This is a genomic window from Vibrio sp. M60_M70 (genome assembly GCF_037162085.1).
GTDB classification, from domain to species: Bacteria; Pseudomonadota; Gammaproteobacteria; order Enterobacterales; family Vibrionaceae; genus Vibrio; species Vibrio diabolicus.
This window is the reverse complement of sequence record NZ_JARLUL010000002.1, coordinates 856,599-875,955: the sequence shown is the minus strand read 5'-3', so window position 1 is coordinate 875,955 and position 19,357 is coordinate 856,599. Positions and strand designations below refer to the sequence as shown.

Sequence of the window (19,357 nt, the reverse complement as noted above, 5' to 3'; positions counted from 1 at the left end):
GTTGATGAGGAGTGAGTATGAAAATCAAAAATTGGTGCCGCCAATGGGCGTGGATGGTTGGAATTTGGGTCGTTAGCGTCGCTGCATTAGGGTTAGTGTCTATGTTATTTCGCGTCATGATGACCGCTGCAGGATTAAAATCTTAACTCGGCACTTTTAAGTCAATAAAAAATAGATGCCTCTAGATCTTGTGTAAGAGCTAGAGGTGTTTACATTCAAGTCCGACTTTTCACGTGTGCAGACAATACGATCGTAGATTCTAAACCGCGAGCCACTTCAAAATAGCCACCAGCGCGAGATAGCTGGCGAGCCATCAGTTTTTCTTTGCCCAGCTTTTCAAACCAATAAGGTGCCAATGAGCACTGAGCCGAGCCTGTGGCAAGATCTTCTGAAATACCGATTTTAGGTGCAAAGTAACGCAACACATAGCCACTATCAGAACTTTGAGCCGTCACGATGACAGCATGAAACTCATCAATTTTAATCAGCTCATCAAAGTTAGGTTGATAGCGAACAACATCATCTTCGGATTCGAGAACAACAACCAAATCACGCGTTGTAAAAGCATCTACGGGGTGATTGGAAAAGCCTGAAATATCCAAGGGGATGGCATGAGGCTTGGCTTGCCAACTTGGCATCACAATCCTGTACATTCCATCCAGTTCAGAAACCGTAATATGACCATGCGAACTTTGAAGAATGACCTCATTTCGATGATATTTAGAAATGAGCGCGGCTCCTGCGCCTAAACTCCCATGTCCGCATAAGTTGATTTCCCCTGCTAGAGTAAACCAACGAATGTGGTAGTCGCTGCCAGACTGAACCACAAATGATGTGACAGGTTGAGCGACCTGATGAGTGATTTGAAGTAACTCAGAATCACTCAGCCAGTGATTTAGTTCGACAACACCACAAGGGTTACCTTGAGCCAATTCATCACAAAATACATCATATACTTGCGCTTTAATCATCCATCATCCTTGCGGTTTAACGCTGCACTAAGTTGTGAACAACGCTATCATTAACCCGAAACCAAAAAATGACAAGCCTCGGGAGTCCCTCTTAAATGCTTTGTTAGTCTTTTTATGCATCTATCTTGGCTAGTTCAACCGTAAAACCCATGTTTTGTAACCGTCTACTGTGATGACGCAGGTTGACTTTTGAAAAAATGGCAAGTGCACTTCACCTTTCTTCTGTTTCTTAGGGTTGATTACATCGGCCTCTTCGTAGCCTTCTTTGATTAAATATGCAACGACATTAAGCTTCATTTCATCCCTCACCACTCCCACACATAAGCAACTAATATCTCATCAAAGTTCTCCATATGGTATGACATCTGTCATAAATATTACTAATCGTAATGAATAGCTTTACCCTATTAAATCCACTAAATGGCTTTCATTAAACTCTGATAGCTTTTGCAGCTTTAGACTGGCTTCATTAAACTCTTGGTAGAACTTATCAGGTTGAGGTATCACGACTGTTTTTATGTTTGCTCGTGTTGCCGCAAGCATACCCGAATAAGAGTCTTCAAAGGCAATACAGTTACTTGAATCTACACCTAGTTTATTGATTGTTGAAAGGTAGACATCTGGCTCTGGCTTGCCCTGTTCTACATCGTCTGACGATGATATCGCGTCAAAGTAACTGGCAATACCGAGTTTGTTCAAAATGGTGGGAATGAGTTGATAAGGTGAATTAGTAGACAGCCCTATCTTAAACCCTTTTTCCTTAAGCAATTTGAGTGTTTCTGTAACACCCTCTAATTCGCATCCTTTTTCAATTATTAATGCCTCCACTTTATCCACAACAGCATTCTCTACTTCCTCTAGGCTCTTTTCTTGCCAAGGATTACGTTCATACCAAAACCTTGTTACTTCATCTGTCGTCATCGTTGCAGTCTGCTTTGACAGTACTTCGGTCACCTGGACGCCAACTGATGAAAACACCTGCTTTTCCGCTTCCTTCCACAAAGGTTCTGAATCAATCAGCAACCCGTCCATATCAAAGACCGCAGCGTATATCATTGGTACATCCTCAGTAAGTTCTATTCGTTGAGTAAGATTTGTCTATTCAACCAAAGCATAGCTTTGCATATAACGAGGGAGAGTATCACATTTGCCTGTGGCTATCAGAGCCAGTTCGATGACTCATCTTTAGACCTCAACATGACCGATGTTCATGGCTACTTTCAACGCTTGTTTATTGAGATTAGATGCCTCCCAAGCAACAACAACACGACTAGTGAGAGGGATATCATCAATCTCGGCGACTGTCGCAGAATCATCGAGATGTTCAGCCAGTGAACGCGGAACGAGAGCAATACCTAACCCAGCCTGCGCCATGGCAATCGTCGTACGAAGTTGCGGTGCTGCGAACTGTGGTTCGAGTCTTACTCCTGCGTCGGCAAAAAGTGTGCTCATGCCATCAAACAATGCAGGTCCAGTCTCTCGTGGAAACAGTAAAATTTTATGGTCTCTCAACTGTTTCATCTGGATACAGGGATACTTTGCCAGCTCGTGCCCCGCCGGAATCACCGCGACAAACGGGTCGTTAAACAACACCTTGTGCTCAAAAGGCTCACTGGCGTAGCAGGGTAGCCGCATGATTGCGAGATCAAGTTGTTTGCTTTTTAACTGAGCGGCAAGCTCTGGCATTGACAGTTCCGCCGCCTGTAAATGAACCCCATTCTCTTGAATACGCCCCACCCTCTCTAATACCTTAATGCAGGTTGATGTTGACGTTGCGAACCCGATTTTAACCTGCGTATTTTCACCACGGGCAATCTGTCGGGCTTTTGCTTTAGCGCGTTCCACATCAGCAAGAATATTTACCGCTTCCGTATAGAAGACTTGCCCAGCATGGGTCAGTTCTACCCCTCTAGACAAGCGCTTAAATAGGTCCACACCAAGCTCGTGCTCTAACTTTTTGATTTGTTGACTTAAAGGAGGTTGCGCAATCCCTAACTGTTCAGCGGCTCGGGTAAAGTGACGAGTCTCGGCGACCGCGACAAAATACTTCAGGTAGCGAAATTCCATATATTTTCCATATCAAAATAAATCTTTTTTATATTGGATTTAGCACCGTGTAGAAGTCAATCTAAATATACTCTTCATTGCATAACTGGTCTTACTCATGCGTGGATTTTATAACCCTCTATGTGCTTGTTCGCTTGAAGTAGCGAAAGAATTTTCTGAATACCATCACGTTACCGGAGATGGTGAGATTTATCAGACTTCGTTGATGAGTGCTTTGATCGCTGGTGTTTACGAAGGCTCAACAACCATAGAAGAACTGCTGAAACATGGGGATTTTGGTTTAGGTACGTTCAATGAATTGGATGGTGAGTTGATTGCTTTTGATAAGGAAGTTTTTCAACTCAAGTCGGATGGCTCCGCAAACCCGGCAGACCTGGCGCAAAAAACGCCCTTTGCTGTCATGACTTTTTTTAAGCCTGATATCGAGCTGCCACTAACATCGCGCATGTCACGTCATGAAGTCCATAGCCTCATAGACGACATGGTTCCAAGCGATAACCTATTTTGCGCAGTGCGCATTGATGGCGTTTTCGATTCAGTTCGTACTCGCACCGTACCTAAACAAACACGCCCTTATCGACCAATGCTTGAAGTGGTTAAAGAACAACCAACGTTCCGCTTCACGCATAAGCAAGGCGTGGTCGCCGGCTTTCGCAGTCCTAAATATACGACTGGCATCAATGTGCCCGGCTATCACGAACACTTTATTACCGATGACCGCCAAGGAGGTGGTCATATTCAGGATTACAGCATTTCGTCAGGGTTCCTCCAGATTGGCAAAGTCTCGCGGCTAGTAATTGATACCCCGGTATCGACAGACTTCCTCAGTGCCAATTTGGCTCCGGAAGATATAAATACCGCCATAGAAAAGGCGGAAAAGTAACAAAGTCAGGCAAATAATAAGGACAACAAATGCAATCCAAACCTTCAAATAAGAATGGAGCTCAGTTGATCGCTCAACAGCTAGAGTCTCTCGGCATTAAGTACATATTCGGTATTCCCGGTGCAAAAATCGATCGACTGTTCGATGCGATTGAAGACACTAACATCCAAATGATTCCGGTACGCCACGAGGCTAACGGCGCATTTATGGCGGGCGTTATGGGAAGACTAACCGGCAAAGCAGGCGTCACAATGGTTACGTCAGGTCCAGGCTGTGGCAATCTAGTTACGGGGGTTGCAACAGCAAACTCCGAAGGCGATCCGCTGATTGCTATCGGTGGTGCGGTGAAACGAACTGACCAGCAAAAACAAACACACCAGAGCATGGATACCGTCAGTATTTTTCGCTCTATAACCAAGTTCAGTGCTGAAGTGCAGCATGTGGACGCCGCAAGCGAGATCATGGCGAACGCATTTCGTATCGCAGAGTCAGGTCGTCCTGGGGCTTGCTTTTTGAGTCTCCCCCAAGATGTTTTATCCGAGCAAACCCAAACGGACATTATTGTCCCCTCGCCTTACACACAGCCTGGTTGCGCAGACATCGCAGCAATCGAAGAAGCGGTCAGTCGAATCAGTAAAGCAAAGCGCTGTGTGGTTTTACTTGGCCTTCACGCGAGCCGCAGCCAAAACGCTGCTGCTATCGCCCGATTTCTTCAAAATACGCAGCTACCCGTTGTCGGCACTTACCAAGCCGCCGGCACGGTAGACATCAACTACTATCACCACTTTGCTGGTCGTGTTGGTTTATTTAACAACCAACCCGGCGATGTTTTACTGCGTGATGCCGATTTAATTCTCACCATCGGCTTTAGCCCAATAGAGTATGACCCTGAGCTTTGGAACAGCCACCGTAACCCAGTGATTCACCTCGATATTGAACCGGCTGAGTACCAACTTAATTATCAGCCTTGTGTTGAAATCGTCGGAAACATTGCGCAGTCATTAGACAAAATGGGCAGCTATATCTCTGAATATGCTCGCCTTTCCCCAACGGCACTTTCAGTACTGGAAGAGGTAGCACTGCAACGGCAAGTGATCAAGACCTATCCCAATGTCTATAACAAGCAAGGGTTTCATCCGCTGGCACTGATTAAAGCCATGCAATCTATCATCACACCAGATACCACGCTATGTCTTGATATGGGGAGCTTCCACATCTGGATCGCTCGTTACTTAAGTTGTTTTCGAGCTCGCCAAATGCTGGTGTCTAACGGCCAACAAACGATGGGCGTTGCACTGCCATGGGCCATTGGTGCCAGCCTACTAAAACCTGGTAGCAAAGTGGTATCGATATCGGGAGACGGCGGTTTTATGCAATCGAGCATGGAGTTAGAAACCGCGGTTAGACTGAACTGCAATATCGTCCATATTGTGTGGGTTGATAACGCCTACAACATGGTAGAAATGCAAGAGATCAACAAATATCAGCGCTGCTCTGGTGTGAAATTTGGACCAATTGATTTCAAGGCGTACGCCGAAGCATTTGGCGCGAAAGGCTTCGCAGTGACTAGTCAACACGAATTGCTACCGACATTGAATAAAGCCATGGACGTTGAAGGACCAGCAGTGGTGGCTATCCCCGTAGATTACAGCGACAACGACAAACTGATGTTGCCGCGCACAGAGAAAAATCAAGATCCCGTTTTTGTAAGTTTCGAAGGAGAAATCGCATGAGAGGATTAAAAAATAAAGTCGCACTCGTCACTGGTTCTGCCAATGGTATTGGTTTGGCCATCGCAAAACGTTTGTATGAAGAAGGCGCAAACGTCGCTCTTGCCGATTGGAATGAAGAGCAGTTGGCAAACGCCGTTGAGGGCTTTGATAAACAACGTGTGTCTGCGCATTCCATTGATGTTTCTGATCCAGACAAAGTCGCAGCACTGATTTCTGATGTTGTTACCCGTTTCGGTAAACTGGATATTTTAGTAAACAATGCTGGCGTACATGTACCAGGTTCAGTGATTGAAGGTAGTGTGGAAGACTGGAAGAAGATCTCTGGTGTAAACATTGACGGCGTCGTTTATTGCGCGAAGTTTGCGTTACCTGAACTCTTAAAAACGAAAGGTTGTATGGTGAATACCGCGTCCGTTTCTGGTTTGGGTGGTGACTGGGGTGCCGCATTCTATTGCGCGAGTAAAGGCGCTGTGGTCAACCTGACTAGAGCGATGGCATTGGACCATGGTGCGGAGGGTGTAAGAATTAACGCCGTATGCCCAAGCTTAGTAAAAACCAACATGACGAACGGCTGGCCGCAGGAAATCCGCGATAAATTCAATGAGCGCATTGCGCTTGGCCGAGCAGCAGAACCTGAAGAAATTGCGTCTGTCGTGACTTTCTTGGCAAGTGATGACGCATCTTTCATTAATGGCGTAAACCTACCTGTAGACGGCGGTGCCACCGCATCAGATGGTCAACCTAAAATAGTATAAGCATTAACACTGACTGAGCAGAATCTTTAACTGTAAGGTATCCACGCAAAAAAAGAGCCGAGTTTGTACTCGGCTCTTGTGTGTCTGTTCTTAAGCCTGAGACGTTGCTAAACCTGCCGACGCGCCGCCTAATAACACATGATTAAATTCCATTCGAGATTCTTGGGCTTGTTCAGACAGTTCTTGTTTCTTCTGTTGAGCCAACTCAAGCGCTTCGGTTAGTTGCTGTAGCTCTGTTTGCATATCTTCTGGTAAATGATGGTCCGAAAACCCAGATTCACAGCTGTGTTCTAAGGCGAATGCGCGAATTCTCTTACGCATGCTCATCAGGGCCGCCATTGCTTCGCGCTCTTCTTCAGCCGCCTGTTGAGCTAAGTCTTTAAAGCGCTCAAATTTCGCCAAAGCCATTCCCTCTGTTGACCAAGGGTCAATTTCCGGCAGTTCTTCAATGTTAATGGTTGGCTCTTCGTATTCTGCTTGATGTTTAATATCTAGGCTCGCCGCGCGGACAAAGGACACCATCAACATCACCGAGATAACTAACAACGGTAAACCTCCCACGATCGCAGCGGTTTGTAATGTCGATAAACCTCCCATGAACATTAGGACGGTTGGCAGAAAAGACAAAGTAAACGCCCAGAACAAACGGTTCCAGCGCATCGGTTCTTCCGTGACATCATTTTGAACCACAGACGCAAGAATGTACGAGATAGAGTCAAACGACGTCGCCGTAAAAATGATACACAATAGTGTAAAAACACCAATAACGATTGGCCCTAACGGTAATGTGTCTAACGTTGCAAAAATAGCCGCTGGTGCGCCTGATTCGTTGAGGATTGCGATGACATCAAGCTCACCCGTCAATTGCAACGATAACCCGTAGTTACCTAAAACAATGAAGAATAAGAAACAACCTAAAGAACCGTAAAATATCGAACCTACGACCATCTGTTTGATCGTTCTTCCACGCGAGATACGCGCAACAAACAATCCCATGCAAGGAGCAAAGACCAACCACCATGCCCAGTAGAAAATAGTCCAGTCTTGCGGGAAGTGTGTATCTGTAAACTCACCATAACCACCAAACGGCTCCGCCCAGGTTGCCATAACAAAGAAGTTAGACAACATACGACCAATAGAATCTAAGCCCGTTTCTAACATGAACACGGTTGGCCCAACGGCAAGTACAAAGAGTAACAAGCCCATCGCCCCCCAGAAGTTAATGTTACTAAGGAATTTGATCCCCTTCTCAAGCCCTGCATACGCGGAGTAACCAAAAATCGCAGTACAGAGAAGTAATACAGCCACTTGGCTGAAGGTATTGTTTGGAAGACCGAAGATATGATGTAGACCACCGTTGATAAGAGGCGCCGCTAAGCCAAGCGTAGTCGCCGCGCCACCCAACATACCAAAAATAAACAGCACATCGATAAACTTGCCAATACCACCGTTTGCGCGCTTTTCTCCTAATACAGGCATTAACGCACTAGAGATTTTCAAAACAGGTTGTTTGCGTACATAAAAGAAGTAAGCGATAGGCAGAGCAGGAATAAGGTAAATTGACCAAGCGATCGGTCCCCAGTGAAACAGACCATACGTCGCGGCCCAGCGAATGGCTTCTTCACTGCCTGCTTCCAACTGAAATGGTGGTGATTGATAGTAGTATGCCCACTCGATACACCCCCAATACAGAATACTTGCACCAATACCTCCACAAAATAGCATTGCAGCCCATGAGGCGTTACCAAATTCTGGTTGCTCGTCGGCTTCACCAAGTTTGATTTGGCCAAGATCGCTGAACACCGTGTAAATCATAAAACACATTGCTGCGATACCCAGTGCGAGGTATAACACACCAAGCTTATCGGTCATGAAAAATTTGGCCGAAGCTATCCAATCCGCACCTTGTGTGGGAAATAAAATTAAAGGTATAACGACGCTGAGTAAAAGAAAGAGTGAGCCTAAGAAGGTAGGCTTATCGATGAGAGAAAATGATTTGTCCATATTATATATCCTTATGTTTTCAAAGGACATGATCTACATTTCTCACAACTTCGCCAATTCACAACACTTATCGTTACCACAAGAATAATTGTCTTTAAAATATGCATTATGTGACGCTGATTTTGTATTCATTATTCGATGCCATAGCGTTTAAATACGGCAACTTTTCTGCCACACCATCCAGCGCTCTCTACCTTTAAAAACCTCAACACTGTTTGCCACCACTGAGGATTCCACAAGCTTAAACGTCGGTTCTAGATAACCCTCCAACTCCCCACTTCGCAAACAAAATGGAGGGAAGCGAGAGTGGTAATCATCATCTATAACGAAATAACCAATTAACAAACCGTCTCTTGGCAGCAATTTATCCACCATAGCAAAGTAATCTGGCCACTGGTCTCTCGGTAGTGCAGCGAGAAAGGATTGATTTTGGCGCAACATGGATGGATGCCGACCTCGCAGCTCCTACCAATGACGGTGCTTGGCAAACGTTCAATGCTAAGGTGAAGTGCCCTCAAGCGGGTTACTACGAAGTGTGGGCGAAAGCAACTGACGATCAAGGTGTCAGCCAGCCTTTACCATCGCATGGAATCCGAAAGGTTACCTCAACAACACTTTCCACCGCATCGCATTGATTGTACGAAGCTAAAGAGTCAGTAGCAGAATAGTGAGAACTTAGGGGACATAACAAGGTGAGAACAAAACAACCATCAGAGCGGGTACTCCCGCTCGCTTTCACCCTTTTGGCTTTGTTGAGCGACCCTGTCCTTGCGAGTAACGACGAGTTGATTGCAGCAGGCGAGCAGCAAGCCATGGTTTGTAAAGCTTACTATCAGTTTGAGCCGAATGGCGTAACGGTGGTTGGCCCGCCCTTATGGGGGCTAGCAGAGCGCAATATCGCCAGTTTTGAGGGCTTCAATTACAGCAACGGAATTAGACAACATCAAGGAAAATCGGACGCAGAAAAGTTGGACGCATTTTTATCCGCTCCGAATGACTTCGCGCCAGGGACCAACATGATCTTCCCTAGCGTAACAGATCCCGGTGCGCGCGCGGCTATCATTGCATGGCTTGCAACGAAAAACCCGACACCACCCAATTGGAATATGACGTCATCAGGATTGGAGGTTAAATCGCCAGGTGATGGGATATTAAGGCCGGGAGAGAATATGGAGCTCGTCGCGGCAATCTGCTCAGCCTGTCATTCGTTACACATGGTCACACAACAAGGACTAAGCCGCCAACGATGGGATGAAACCTTAGACTGGATGATTGAAGAGCAAGGGATGGATGAACTGCCGGGTGATGATCGCGAAGCCATTCTGAAATACCTTTCGACCTATTATGGGGGTAACTCCCGCCTTTAAAACTAACGCTTATTGATATTTTACATACGTATTCTTTCTATGTGAGCATCCCCTCTACAAGAATAGAGTGAAGTAGCCTCTGTTATTTCACAGCACGTATCGATGAGGTTTAAGAGATTGAAGGCAGAAGAGTTTTTTGACAACCATTACCTTTCTATTTGGGTTTTTCTTGTTGGCGTGGCAGTCATTACCTTGATTATGATGGGAGGCGGCATGGCAGTAACGTTGCTGGCAATATTGATTGACCAGTCGTCTGAGCACTTAACAACTGATGCTTTCTTGGCTCTAAACTTTTCTTTTGCTGGGATCATGACTCTACTGCTTGTTATCCCAAACATGATGATTGTTAGAGGCAAACCTAAAGCGGCAGAAATCAACTTAATCAATATTTACTTTCAGCTCCTTGTTTACGCTCTTGGCCTATTCCTTCTTGAAGATGAACATAAATTTTTTTTGTTAGTTTTGTACTTTTTCCTATTATCGCTCTCTGGCTCATGGCATCGACCAAATATCATACATTTGTGACTTACTTTTCAGCGATTAAAAAAGAGCCAGAAAGTTTCCGCGAATACTTCTTCAAAAAGATTAAAAGCGACTAACACTTCTGCCACACCATCCAATACTCCTTACCTTTAAATACATCCACACTATTTGTAACTGGTGAAGATTCAATAAGTGTAAACGTTGGTTCAAAATGTTGCGCCAACTCCCCACTTCGCAAACAAAATGGTGGGAAACGAGAACAGTAGTCATCATCTATAACGAAATAACCAATTAACAAACCGCCTCTTGGCAGCAATTTATTCACCATCGCAAAGTATGCTGGCCATTTGTCTCTCGGCAGGGCAGCGATAAAGGCACGCTCGTAAATCACATCAAATGAGTGCGTAAAGTCGGCGTTAAATACATCCCCCAACACGACTTTATCTTTGTGCTTACCTAATGTCGATTGCGCCATTTTCACCGCTTGTTCACTGTAATCCATCGCGATCACGTCATGCCCATATTGAATAAAAGAGCTAAGTTCATAAGCAGCGCCACAGCCAGGGATAAATACAGACTGACCGCTATTAAGCGCGTTTTCTAGGTAACCTATTAGCTCTTGAGGTGTGGTGCTCGCATCCCACGGCATGGTGCCTTGGATAAACAAATCATCCCAGAATTGTTGATTGATAGTTGGTGCCTGTTTCATTTATCGCTCCCTGAGCCTGCTAGCACAAAAAGAAAGGGATACGCAGCACAATGTGGTATCCCCTCTCCTAGCCTTTGATTTTTACGTTGTTAGCTTTTTATAAATGCGGTTTACAATGATGGGTTAACTGCGCAGGTCATTAATTAACGGCTGCTCAGCCTGGTTCGGTACGAACTGGACATTGCCTTTCAGTTTGGTGACAGACTGGAGTGTCGCTTGAATGTCCTCTGCCGATACGTGAGCATCATGACAGCAGAAAGTAATGGTATCGTTGAAGCCATCACGCTCAATTTTCAAGGAGCCTTTAATATCGTGGCGACGACAGACTTCTTGGATCTGATGCGGATAAACAAACAGGCCTTTCACTTTCACCGCTGAGTCCGCACGCCCCATCCAGCCTTTAATTCGCGCATTCGTGCGTGGCGAATCCGAGCCCGTTTCTAGGTATGCCGATAAATCTCCCGTTGCGTAGCGAATCAGCGGAAACTTCTCATCGAGCGATGTCACGACCACTTCGCCGACTTCTCCCGGTTGTACAGGAATGCCATCAGGATTAACGATTTCAACGATAATATCTTCGGCAATCACCAAGCCTTGCTCACCAGACACTTGATAAGCAATCAAACCAAGCTCAGCACTTGCGTAGGCTTGAGAGACTGCAATGCCTTTGTCCTCAAACATCTGTTGCATGTCTGCGGTGACCGCTTCACCAGAGACCAGCGCTTTGGTAAAACTCGGCGACTCACCGTATTGTTCTTGGTACTTTTGTAACAACGTCAGCAAGTAAGAAGGCGTGCCCGTATAACCCGTTGGCTGAAGCTGTTTAATCGCTTCAATTTGTGCCTCGGTATTCCCGACACCGGCCGGAAATACCGCGCAACCACAAGCTCTTGCACCACCGTCCATAATAAAGCCACCCGGCGAGAAATGGTAAGAGAGCGTGTTATGCACTAAGTCGCCCGCACAAAATCCAGCCGCATGGAACGCGCGCCCCATACGCCAGAAATCCGCCTCATCCGTTTGTGCCTCATACAACGGCCCCGGAGATTGGAATACACGCGCCATCTGACCAATCGCAACACTATTTAAACCACCAAACGGCGGTTTAAGTTGCTGCTGGTTTGGCATATTGAATTTGCGCGTAATTGGAAACTGGGTAAGCCCTTCACGATTATTTGCCAACGTAGGCTCTAACTCAGCAAAATGCGCCGCATAATGTTCGCTGTTGGCTTTTGCATTTTCAATCAGTGTCGGCAGACGTTGAAACAGCGATTCTTCTCGCGCCTGCGGAGACAAAGACTCTTTCGCATCAAATAGTTCGTTCATCATCGCTCCTTACAACCAACGCTTACGACGTTTGTAAGATTTCAGGTTCTTAAAGCTCTTGCGATCTTCATCGCCACCGCCAAGGTAGAACTCTTTCACATCTTCATTGTTTAGCAGTTCGTGCTTGCTACCATCCAGAACGATTTTACCTGATTCCATGATGTAACCGTAATCGGCCGCTTGAAGGGCAAAGTTGGCATTCTGCTCAACCAAAAGCATGGTAATGCCTTGTTCTTTATTAATCTTGTTAATAATGCTGAACACCTCCTTCACCAATAGCGGCGAAAGCCCCATCGAAGGTTCATCCAACAAGATCATTTTTGGACGAGCCATCAGTGCACGACCAATCGCTAGCATTTGCTGCTCACCACCTGACAAATAACCCGCTAGACCAGTGCGCTCTTTAAGACGAGGGAAATAATCAAACACCATTTCGATGTCTTGTTCAACTTCGTTGTCAGTGCGTGTATAAGCGCCTAAGCGAAGATTTTCTATTACCGTCATATCTTCAACAATTCGGCGCCCTTCCATAACTTGGAAGATGCCCGAACGGACGATCTCTTCCGGGCTTTTGTTGTCTATGCGCTCGCCCATGAAGTTGATTTCGCCGCGCGTCACTTCACCATCTTCGGTTTTCAACAAACCAGAAATGGCTTTCAACGTCGTTGATTTACCCGCACCGTTGGCACCCAGTAAGGTCACTATCTGCCCTTTTGGAACTTCTAAGCTCACACCGCGAAGTACTAGTATTACTTCGTCGTAGACGACTTCAATGTTGTTCACTGAAAGCAGTATTTCTGCCGGTTCGATATTCGTTGCTAATTCAGCCATCAAGCTACTCCTTGCTAGGGTGAGAGTGTCCTCTCACCCATCCTTATTTTCAGTAAGCTTTGTTATTAATAAGTCGTCGATTAGTAACCTAGCCAATCGTCACGACGTGACAATGTCACCTGAGATACTTTCTTAATATCAACTGCGCCGCCGTTGTTGTTACCCATAAACACGTTCACGGTTGTTGTGCCACGGTGATCTTCCGGTTTCCAGTTCGCAGGTACACAAACACCTTCTAAGCCTTGTGGGACCCAGTTGTCATGGACATACATGCCCTTCTTGATGTTTTCACCCGTGATGCCACCGTTGTCTTTCGCCCACTCCATCGCTTCTTTCATGTAGAACGCAGAACAAATGCCGCGAATGTAGTGGTGAGTTCTAAACTCGCCAGGCTCTGATTCAGACTGCTTAGAAATCTCACGAACCAGTTTCATGCCTTCGTTATCGTCTCCCCAAAACGCCGTCATACCTGGGAAAACGTAATCTTTAAGGCCATCGCCCGCCGCTTCAAGTACTGGTTTGTCACCGCCCCAAATGTTCGCCATGTACTGGAACTCTGTACCAACCGTGTTACAAGACTTCACGAGTGAGATTACCGAGCTACCGATATTGGCAATGTAACCGTAGTTGGTGCCAGACTCTTTGAGTGACAGACATTGTGCTTTGAAGTCCCCTGGTTTTAGTGACACAACGACTGGGTTTTGCACCTCAAAACCAAGCTCTTCAGCATATTCTGCACACGCTTCTTTTGGCGCATTCGGGAATGGGTGGTTATCACCAATATGGGTAAATTTCGGCGCACCTTGGTTGCCCTTTGATTCCCAATCTTCTTTCGCCCACTTCACTAGTGCACGACACGCATCTGAGTACGACGCACCATAGAAGAAGTTATAAGGCGCTGGTTTCGCGGTTTTTGGGTTCTTGCCGGTTGGGTCCGTTAAGTGACCTGAATAAGAGGCAGAGAACACTGGCACTTTGTCTTTGGTCACAAACGAGATGAGTGCTTCGGTATCTGCCGTGCCCCAACCTTGTAGCGCAACCATGTCTTTACGCGCCACCCAACGTTTATAGTTAGAAATCGCCACTGGTACTTTGTACGCCATGTCTACTGTTTCAAATTCAAGCTCAGTACCGTTAATGCCACCGTTTTGGTTAATCCAGCGTAATGCGTCTCGTACGCCAGAACCATAGGGCTTGCTCACATAGGCTGTTGGTCCAGAAAAGTCGACTAATTGCCCGACAAATACAGAGTCTTTTGCCCAAGTGGCGGTAGTAAACAGTGCCGAAGATAGCACCAACGTTGTCGCTAAATGTCCTTTGTTCATAACTCGTTGTCCTTGTTATTGAGGTATATTCCACTTAATTCCACGTTAATATGAGAACGGATAGTGTTTCCAATATGCTCGAATCTGTTGCCAGCGATGCGATAACCCTTGAGGTTCGAAAATGAGGAACAGCATGATGACTAAACCAATCGCCATTTCTTTGAAGTAAGCCAGGCCATCAATGAACGAAGTGTTATTGCTAAACTCAGCCAACCCCGTCACGCCAAACTCCAAAACTTCAGGCAGCAATACGATAAATATCGTACCCATCAATGTGCCTTTGACTGAACCCAAGCCACCAATGATGATCATTGCCAAAAACTGGATAGACATCATGATGGTGAAACCTTCTGCTGATACAAAACCTAGATAATGTCCGTAGAGTGCGCCCCCGATGCCCGCATAGAATGCGCATACACCAAATGAGAGCAGACGATACTTAGTTAGGTTGATGCCCATGATTTCTGCCGACAGATAGTGATCTCGTACCGATACAAACGCGCGACCATCACGAGAACGGATCAAGTTCGATGCCCACATATACATGAAGATCAGCGCAAATAGAGCGATGTAGAAGAAACTTTCGTCGGTCGTAAATTCAAAGCCAAACAGATTGATAGGGTTTGCACCAGCACCATATGAGCCGCCACTGAACCAGTCTGCACGAGCAAAGAAGTCCTCTAAAATAAACTGCGCCGCCAACGTTGCGATAGCTAGATATAAACCTTTAATTCGAGCCGCTGGCAGACCAAACAGCATCCCTACAATCATGGTTAAGTAACCCGCGAGCGGAATCGCAAACACGACTGGAATGTTAAACTGGTTATTTAGCCAAGCCGATGCAAAGGCGCCAAAGCCAAAGAACGCACCGTGACCTAGCGAGATTTGTCCGGTAAAACCAACCAGAATGTTTAAGCCCAATGCCGCGATACCGAGGTATGCAATCTGAATAAACAGGTTTAGGAAGTAAATATCCAAGACCAGCGGTGCTGCCAGCATGGCGATGACACCTGCAATCGCAAGGCTTCTGATGGTTTTGGTTTCAAAAATTGGCGTATCACTTTTGTATGTGGTTCGAAAATCCCCACATGGGCGCATGCTAAGTTGAGCCATGTTATTTCTCCTTAAATACGCTCGATATCTTTGGTACCAAACAGGCCGTATGGCTTGAAGGCAAGAATGATTAACAGCACATAGAATGGTGCGATGTTGTACAGGTTACCCACTTGCAGGTATTGGCTATCAAAAAACTCAGCTAAGTTCTCTAGCACCCCGATGGTGATGCCACCGACAATTGCGCCGACTACAGAATCTAAGCCACCTAAAATAACGGCTGGGAAAACTTTGATACCGATGATGGATAGCGCGTCAGATACGCCGTTTACGATCCCGATAACAATCCCTGCTGTCGCGGATACCATTGCCGAAATAGCCCAACTGATGGCGAACACTTTCTTGATGGAAATGCCAAGACTCTGGGCGACTTGCTGGTTAAATGCCGTTGCGCGCATCGCCAAACCCATTTTGCTGAATTTAAAGAACCAGTAGAACGCGCCCATGATGAACATTGAGAAGATCAAACTTAGAATGTAAGCAAACTCAACATTCAAACCACCGATATTCACCACGTTTGTTTCGAACACCTGCGGATAAGACACAGCCGAGACACCAAATATCCATTTCATCAGCGCTTGGAAGAACATGGACAGACCGATGGTCACCATGATCACAGAGATAATCGGTTCACCAATTAACGGCCTGAGCACAATGGTTTGCACCGCAATACCGAACACCATCATGAACGCGAGCGTGAGTAAAAAGCCGATAAAAAATGGCAGTTGCAGATGAACAAGCGCCGCCCAGCATACCCATGCGCCAATCAACAAGAACTCACCCTGAGCGAAGTTGACCACCTGAGTCGATTTGTATATCAGTACAAAGCACATGGCGACCACGCCATACAACATGCCAACGATCACGCCATTAATGACGAGTTGCAGTAATAAATCCGTATTCACTATGCGATCCTCCGTTGTTCGCTATCCACCAGTGTTGGCTCATGTTCAATAAGCGTTTCAATCACTAGCGACGTTTGAATGCGTGTTTTGGTGCCATCCTGATAAGTGATCACCGTATCCACATCGACTTTTGGATCGTCACTGTAGATGGTTTCGATGATGTCTCCGTATTTCTCTGCAACCACACCACGGCGTACTTTACGTGTGCGAGTTAGCTCGCCATCGTCGGCATCTAGCTCTTTGTAAAGTAGAATGAATTTGCTGATCTTCTGTGCATCGGGTAGGGATTCGTTCACTTTCAGCACTTCTTCACGAATAGCTTGATACACTTCTGGTTGAGCAGATAAGTTGGTGTAGTTAGTGAATGCTAAGCCTCGCTGCTCTGCCCACTTCGCAACAATCGCGTAGCGAATACAGATGATGGCCGATAGCCAAGGTCTGTCTTTACCCACCACAACCGCTTCTGCGATAAATGGTGAGAACTTGAGTTTGTTTTCAATAAACTGCGGAGAGTAACGGTCGCCGTGGCTGGTTTCAGACATATCTTTCAGACGGTCAATCACCACTAAGTGACCAGAATCTTTAAAGTAGCCCGCGTCGCCAGTATGCATCCAGCCATCTTGTACGTCTTCGTCATACGCTTCCTGGTTGTTCAGGTAGCCAGTAAACATGCCGGTACTTTTCGCGATGATCTCACCCACGCCATTGCTGTCTGGGTTGATGACTTTCACTTCTGCATTATCAAACGCAACGCCGACCGAATCATAGTCCACGTCATCGGCTTGGTGGACGGTGTACGCACCACACATTTCGGTTTGACCGTAAAGCTGCTTGAGTGGTACACCGATCGCTTGCAAGTAACGGAAAGTATCCGGTCCCATCGCCGCACCGCCGGTTGCCGCAGATGTCAGGTTCGAAAACCCTAAACGGTCACGCAGAGCACGCAGAAGAATCCATTCAGCCAACTTAGAGCGTTTACCCTGCTCCAGCGCTTTGTTGGCTAAGCTCATGCCCAGCTTGTACATCTTCTGCTTAAACGGTGTGGAATCCATCATTCGCGCAGACACGTCTGCCACAATGTTTTCCCATACACGCGGTGCAAGTAGGACGAAGTTCGGGCCAATTTCGCGCAAATCAGACATCATGGTTTCTTGTTCTTCCACGAAGTTAACGATTTGACGAGAAATCAACGCCTGACCAACCACATACACCTGCTCCATAATCCAAGGCAAAGGCAGAACAGAAACGTAGTTGTCGCCTGGGGAGCGCGGGTCTGCACGCAGATAAGCCGCACAGTGATCCAAGAACGTGCCGCTGTGTAGCTGAGCTAATTTTGGTTTGGAAGTCGTACCCGACGTGGTACAAAGAATCGAAAGATCGCTGCCTTTGGTTGCCGCAACCATATTGAGATATTTATCGGGATCCGCTTTGTCGATCAGTTGACCTTTTTTATAGACCTGCTCAACATCAATCAGTCGTGGGTCGTCGTACTTGCGCATTCCACGCGGGTCACAATAGATAATGAATTCTACGCTTGGGATCTCATCACCGAGCTCAAGTAGCTTATCGCATTGCTCCTCATCTTCCGCAACCACGACTTTTGCTTTGGCATAATTGATGAGGTACGCCACTTCTTCGTGCATGGAATCTTGATAGATGCCCAGCGAGAAGCCTTTAATCGCATGGGCAGCCAACTCGCCCCATACCCATTCCGGGCGGTTATCACCCAGCAAACCAACAACGTCTTGCTCACCAACACCTAAGTCTTTGAGTGCGAGCGCCATCCACTTCACTCGGTTTTCATAATCTTGCCAAGTGAACTCTCGCCAAATACCAAACTCCTTTTCACGCATTGCGACTTGCTCGGGCCAGTGCTTGGCGTTGTGCTGCAATACTTTTGGAAAGGTATCTAAGCGGGTTATATCTGCCCAATCATTATGTTGCTGTGCCATTATGCACTCTCCTCTAATGTCGGTAGCTCTTCGCCTAAGTACGCTTGTTTCACATGCGGGTTGGCCATCACTCCTTCTGGCTCGCCCATAGCAATGTGTTTACCAAAATCCAACACCAATACGCGGTTAGAGATATCCATCACCACGCCCATATCGTGCTCGATCATGATGATGGTGATGTCTAACTCTTCGTTTAAATCCATGATGTAACGCGCCATGTCTTCCTTTTCTTCCAAGTTCATGCCTGCCATCGGTTCATCAAGCAGCAACAACTTAGGTTTTAAGGCAATGGCACGAGCAAGTTCTACACGTTTACGTAAACCGTAAGAAAGTGTGCCAGCGGTGGCTTTGCGAATGTGCTGGATTTCTAGAAAATCGATCACGTCTTCCACGTACTTGCGGTGCGCCATCTCTTCTTTCTGTGCGTTAGAGAACCAATACAGTGGCCCCGTGACGAAGTTGTTTTTTAGTAGGTGATGTCGGCCAACCATAATGTTGTCCAGTACTGACATATGAGAAAAGAGCGCTAAGTTTTGGAAGGTTCTTCCCAACCCTAACTCAGCTCGTTGGCTAGGTGTTCGTTTGGTTACATCATCTCCAGCGAAGATTACAGAGCCTTTGTTTGGTGTGTATCGACCAGAGATGCAATTGAGCATTGAGGTTTTACCTGCACCGTTTGGACCAATGATTGAAAAGATTTCCTTTTCATTCACATGGAAGCTCACGTCAGTTAAAGCTTTCACCCCACCAAAAGCCAATGAAATATCGTTTACCTGCAACAGAGGCGATTCCGATACCATAGTTGATCTCCCTTTCGTTATTTAAGTGCGTTCCATTGAGCACTATTTGATCAAACCTAACTTTGATACTGGTAACCGCTTTTACACCTATGCATCAACTTTGTATTCAGTTTACGTAAACGTCAATTTAAAA

Annotated in this window: 20 protein-coding genes and 1 pseudogene; 7 read left to right on the top strand and 14 right to left on the bottom strand. The window is 46.3% G+C overall.

What is annotated here, in order from left to right; genetic code table 11:
• Nucleotides 1-17: 17 nt before the first annotated feature.
• Nucleotides 18-146, top strand: a complete 129-nt coding sequence (locus tag P4S59_RS19630; RefSeq protein WP_005373267.1) for a DUF2474 domain-containing protein — start codon at nucleotides 18-20, stop codon at nucleotides 144-146.
• 69 nt (nucleotides 147-215) lie between these two features.
• Here P4S59_RS19630 and P4S59_RS19625 read toward each other — a convergent pair whose 3' ends face one another.
• The 4 genes from P4S59_RS19625 to P4S59_RS19610 form a co-directional block, all read right to left on the bottom strand.
• Nucleotides 216-971, bottom strand: coding sequence for a PhzF family phenazine biosynthesis protein (locus tag P4S59_RS19625; protein WP_337168904.1), 756 nt, complete (start codon nucleotides 969-971; stop codon nucleotides 216-218).
• A 112-nt stretch (nucleotides 972-1,083) separates the two neighbouring features.
• Complete coding sequence (locus P4S59_RS19620) at nucleotides 1,084-1,152, bottom strand: hypothetical protein (RefSeq protein ID WP_318652618.1); 69 nt, start codon at nucleotides 1,150-1,152, stop codon at nucleotides 1,084-1,086.
• 218 nt (nucleotides 1,153-1,370) lie between these two features.
• Nucleotides 1,371-2,027, bottom strand: a complete 657-nt coding sequence (gene hxpB / locus P4S59_RS19615; RefSeq protein WP_053807854.1) for a hexitol phosphatase HxpB — start codon at nucleotides 2,025-2,027, stop codon at nucleotides 1,371-1,373.
• Between the two features lie 129 nt (nucleotides 2,028-2,156).
• Complete coding sequence (locus P4S59_RS19610; RefSeq protein ID WP_337168903.1) at nucleotides 2,157-3,038, bottom strand: LysR family transcriptional regulator; 882 nt, start codon at nucleotides 3,036-3,038, stop codon at nucleotides 2,157-2,159.
• Nucleotides 3,039-3,135: 97 nt separating this feature from the next.
• Here P4S59_RS19610 and budA point away from each other — a divergent pair, with 97 nt between their 5' ends.
• From budA to P4S59_RS19595, 3 genes are read left to right on the top strand one after another with little or no spacing between them, the layout of a single operon-like run.
• Nucleotides 3,136-3,921: an acetolactate decarboxylase gene (gene budA / locus P4S59_RS19605; protein WP_005392587.1), complete on the top strand. Its 786-nt coding sequence runs from the start codon at nucleotides 3,136-3,138 to the stop codon at nucleotides 3,919-3,921.
• Nucleotides 3,922-3,950: 29 nt separating this feature from the next.
• A complete protein-coding gene (gene alsS, locus P4S59_RS19600; protein WP_237310900.1) occupies nucleotides 3,951-5,654 on the top strand; it encodes an acetolactate synthase AlsS in 1,704 nt (567 codons plus the stop codon).
• Nucleotides 5,651-6,409, top strand: a complete 759-nt coding sequence (locus P4S59_RS19595; RefSeq protein WP_005392589.1) for an SDR family NAD(P)-dependent oxidoreductase — start codon at nucleotides 5,651-5,653, stop codon at nucleotides 6,407-6,409. The genes alsS and P4S59_RS19595 overlap by 4 nt, the downstream gene beginning before the upstream one ends.
• Before the next feature lie 90 nt (nucleotides 6,410-6,499).
• Here the strand turns inward: P4S59_RS19595 and P4S59_RS19590 are convergent, their stop codons facing one another.
• A complete protein-coding gene (locus tag P4S59_RS19590; RefSeq protein ID WP_301660769.1) occupies nucleotides 6,500-8,413 on the bottom strand; it encodes a BCCT family transporter in 1,914 nt (637 codons plus the stop codon).
• 150 nt (nucleotides 8,414-8,563) lie between these two features.
• Nucleotides 8,564-8,854 (bottom strand): TPMT family class I SAM-dependent methyltransferase, encoded by a 291-nt coding sequence (locus P4S59_RS19585; protein WP_256898750.1) that lies wholly within the window; start codon nucleotides 8,852-8,854, stop codon nucleotides 8,564-8,566.
• Between P4S59_RS19585 and P4S59_RS19580 the strand changes: the two are divergent.
• From P4S59_RS19580 to P4S59_RS19570, 3 genes and pseudogenes are all read left to right on the top strand, one after another.
• Nucleotides 8,839-9,062: pseudogene (locus P4S59_RS19580) on the top strand (molybdopterin containing oxidoreductase); the annotation flags it as partial. The gene P4S59_RS19585 and the pseudogene P4S59_RS19580 overlap by 16 nt on opposite strands.
• Before the next feature lie 43 nt (nucleotides 9,063-9,105).
• Complete coding sequence (locus P4S59_RS19575) at nucleotides 9,106-9,780, top strand: cytochrome C (protein WP_337168902.1); 675 nt, start codon at nucleotides 9,106-9,108, stop codon at nucleotides 9,778-9,780.
• A gap of 117 nt (nucleotides 9,781-9,897) precedes the next feature.
• The gene (locus P4S59_RS19570) at nucleotides 9,898-10,305 is read left to right on the top strand and encodes a hypothetical protein (protein WP_337168901.1); all 408 of its coding nucleotides are present in this window, start codon (nucleotides 9,898-9,900) and stop codon (nucleotides 10,303-10,305) included.
• Nucleotides 10,306-10,375: 70 nt separating this feature from the next.
• On the opposite strand, the gene P4S59_RS19565 is transcribed toward P4S59_RS19570, so the two are convergent.
• From P4S59_RS19565 to P4S59_RS19530, 8 genes are all read right to left on the bottom strand, one after another.
• The gene (locus P4S59_RS19565; RefSeq protein ID WP_337168900.1) at nucleotides 10,376-10,972 is read right to left on the bottom strand and encodes a methyltransferase domain-containing protein; all 597 of its coding nucleotides are present in this window, start codon (nucleotides 10,970-10,972) and stop codon (nucleotides 10,376-10,378) included.
• Between the two features lie 123 nt (nucleotides 10,973-11,095).
• On the bottom strand, nucleotides 11,096-12,298 hold the full coding sequence (locus P4S59_RS19560) for a phenylacetate--CoA ligase family protein (protein WP_337168899.1): 1,203 nt from the start codon (nucleotides 12,296-12,298) through the stop codon (nucleotides 11,096-11,098).
• 9 nt (nucleotides 12,299-12,307) lie between these two features.
• Nucleotides 12,308-13,129, bottom strand: a complete 822-nt coding sequence (locus P4S59_RS19555; protein WP_005373283.1) for an ABC transporter ATP-binding protein — start codon at nucleotides 13,127-13,129, stop codon at nucleotides 12,308-12,310.
• An 80-nt stretch (nucleotides 13,130-13,209) separates the two neighbouring features.
• Nucleotides 13,210-14,454, bottom strand: a complete 1,245-nt coding sequence (locus tag P4S59_RS19550; protein ID WP_006741059.1) for an ABC transporter substrate-binding protein — start codon at nucleotides 14,452-14,454, stop codon at nucleotides 13,210-13,212.
• Between the two features lie 45 nt (nucleotides 14,455-14,499).
• Nucleotides 14,500-15,567 (bottom strand): branched-chain amino acid ABC transporter permease, encoded by a 1,068-nt coding sequence (locus tag P4S59_RS19545; RefSeq protein ID WP_104973556.1) that lies wholly within the window; start codon nucleotides 15,565-15,567, stop codon nucleotides 14,500-14,502.
• An 11-nt stretch (nucleotides 15,568-15,578) separates the two neighbouring features.
• Nucleotides 15,579-16,472, bottom strand: coding sequence for a branched-chain amino acid ABC transporter permease (locus P4S59_RS19540; protein WP_006741061.1), 894 nt, complete (start codon nucleotides 16,470-16,472; stop codon nucleotides 15,579-15,581).
• A complete protein-coding gene (locus P4S59_RS19535) occupies nucleotides 16,472-18,424 on the bottom strand; it encodes a long-chain fatty acid--CoA ligase (protein ID WP_301949941.1) in 1,953 nt (650 codons plus the stop codon). The genes P4S59_RS19540 and P4S59_RS19535 overlap by 1 nt, the downstream gene beginning before the upstream one ends.
• Nucleotides 18,424-19,224 carry an ABC transporter ATP-binding protein gene (locus tag P4S59_RS19530; protein ID WP_337168898.1) on the bottom strand — a complete coding sequence of 267 codons (801 nt, stop codon included), beginning with the start codon at nucleotides 19,222-19,224 and terminating at the stop codon, nucleotides 18,424-18,426. Before P4S59_RS19530 ends, P4S59_RS19535 begins: the two co-directional genes overlap by 1 nt.
• Nucleotides 19,225-19,357: the final 133 nt, after the last annotated feature.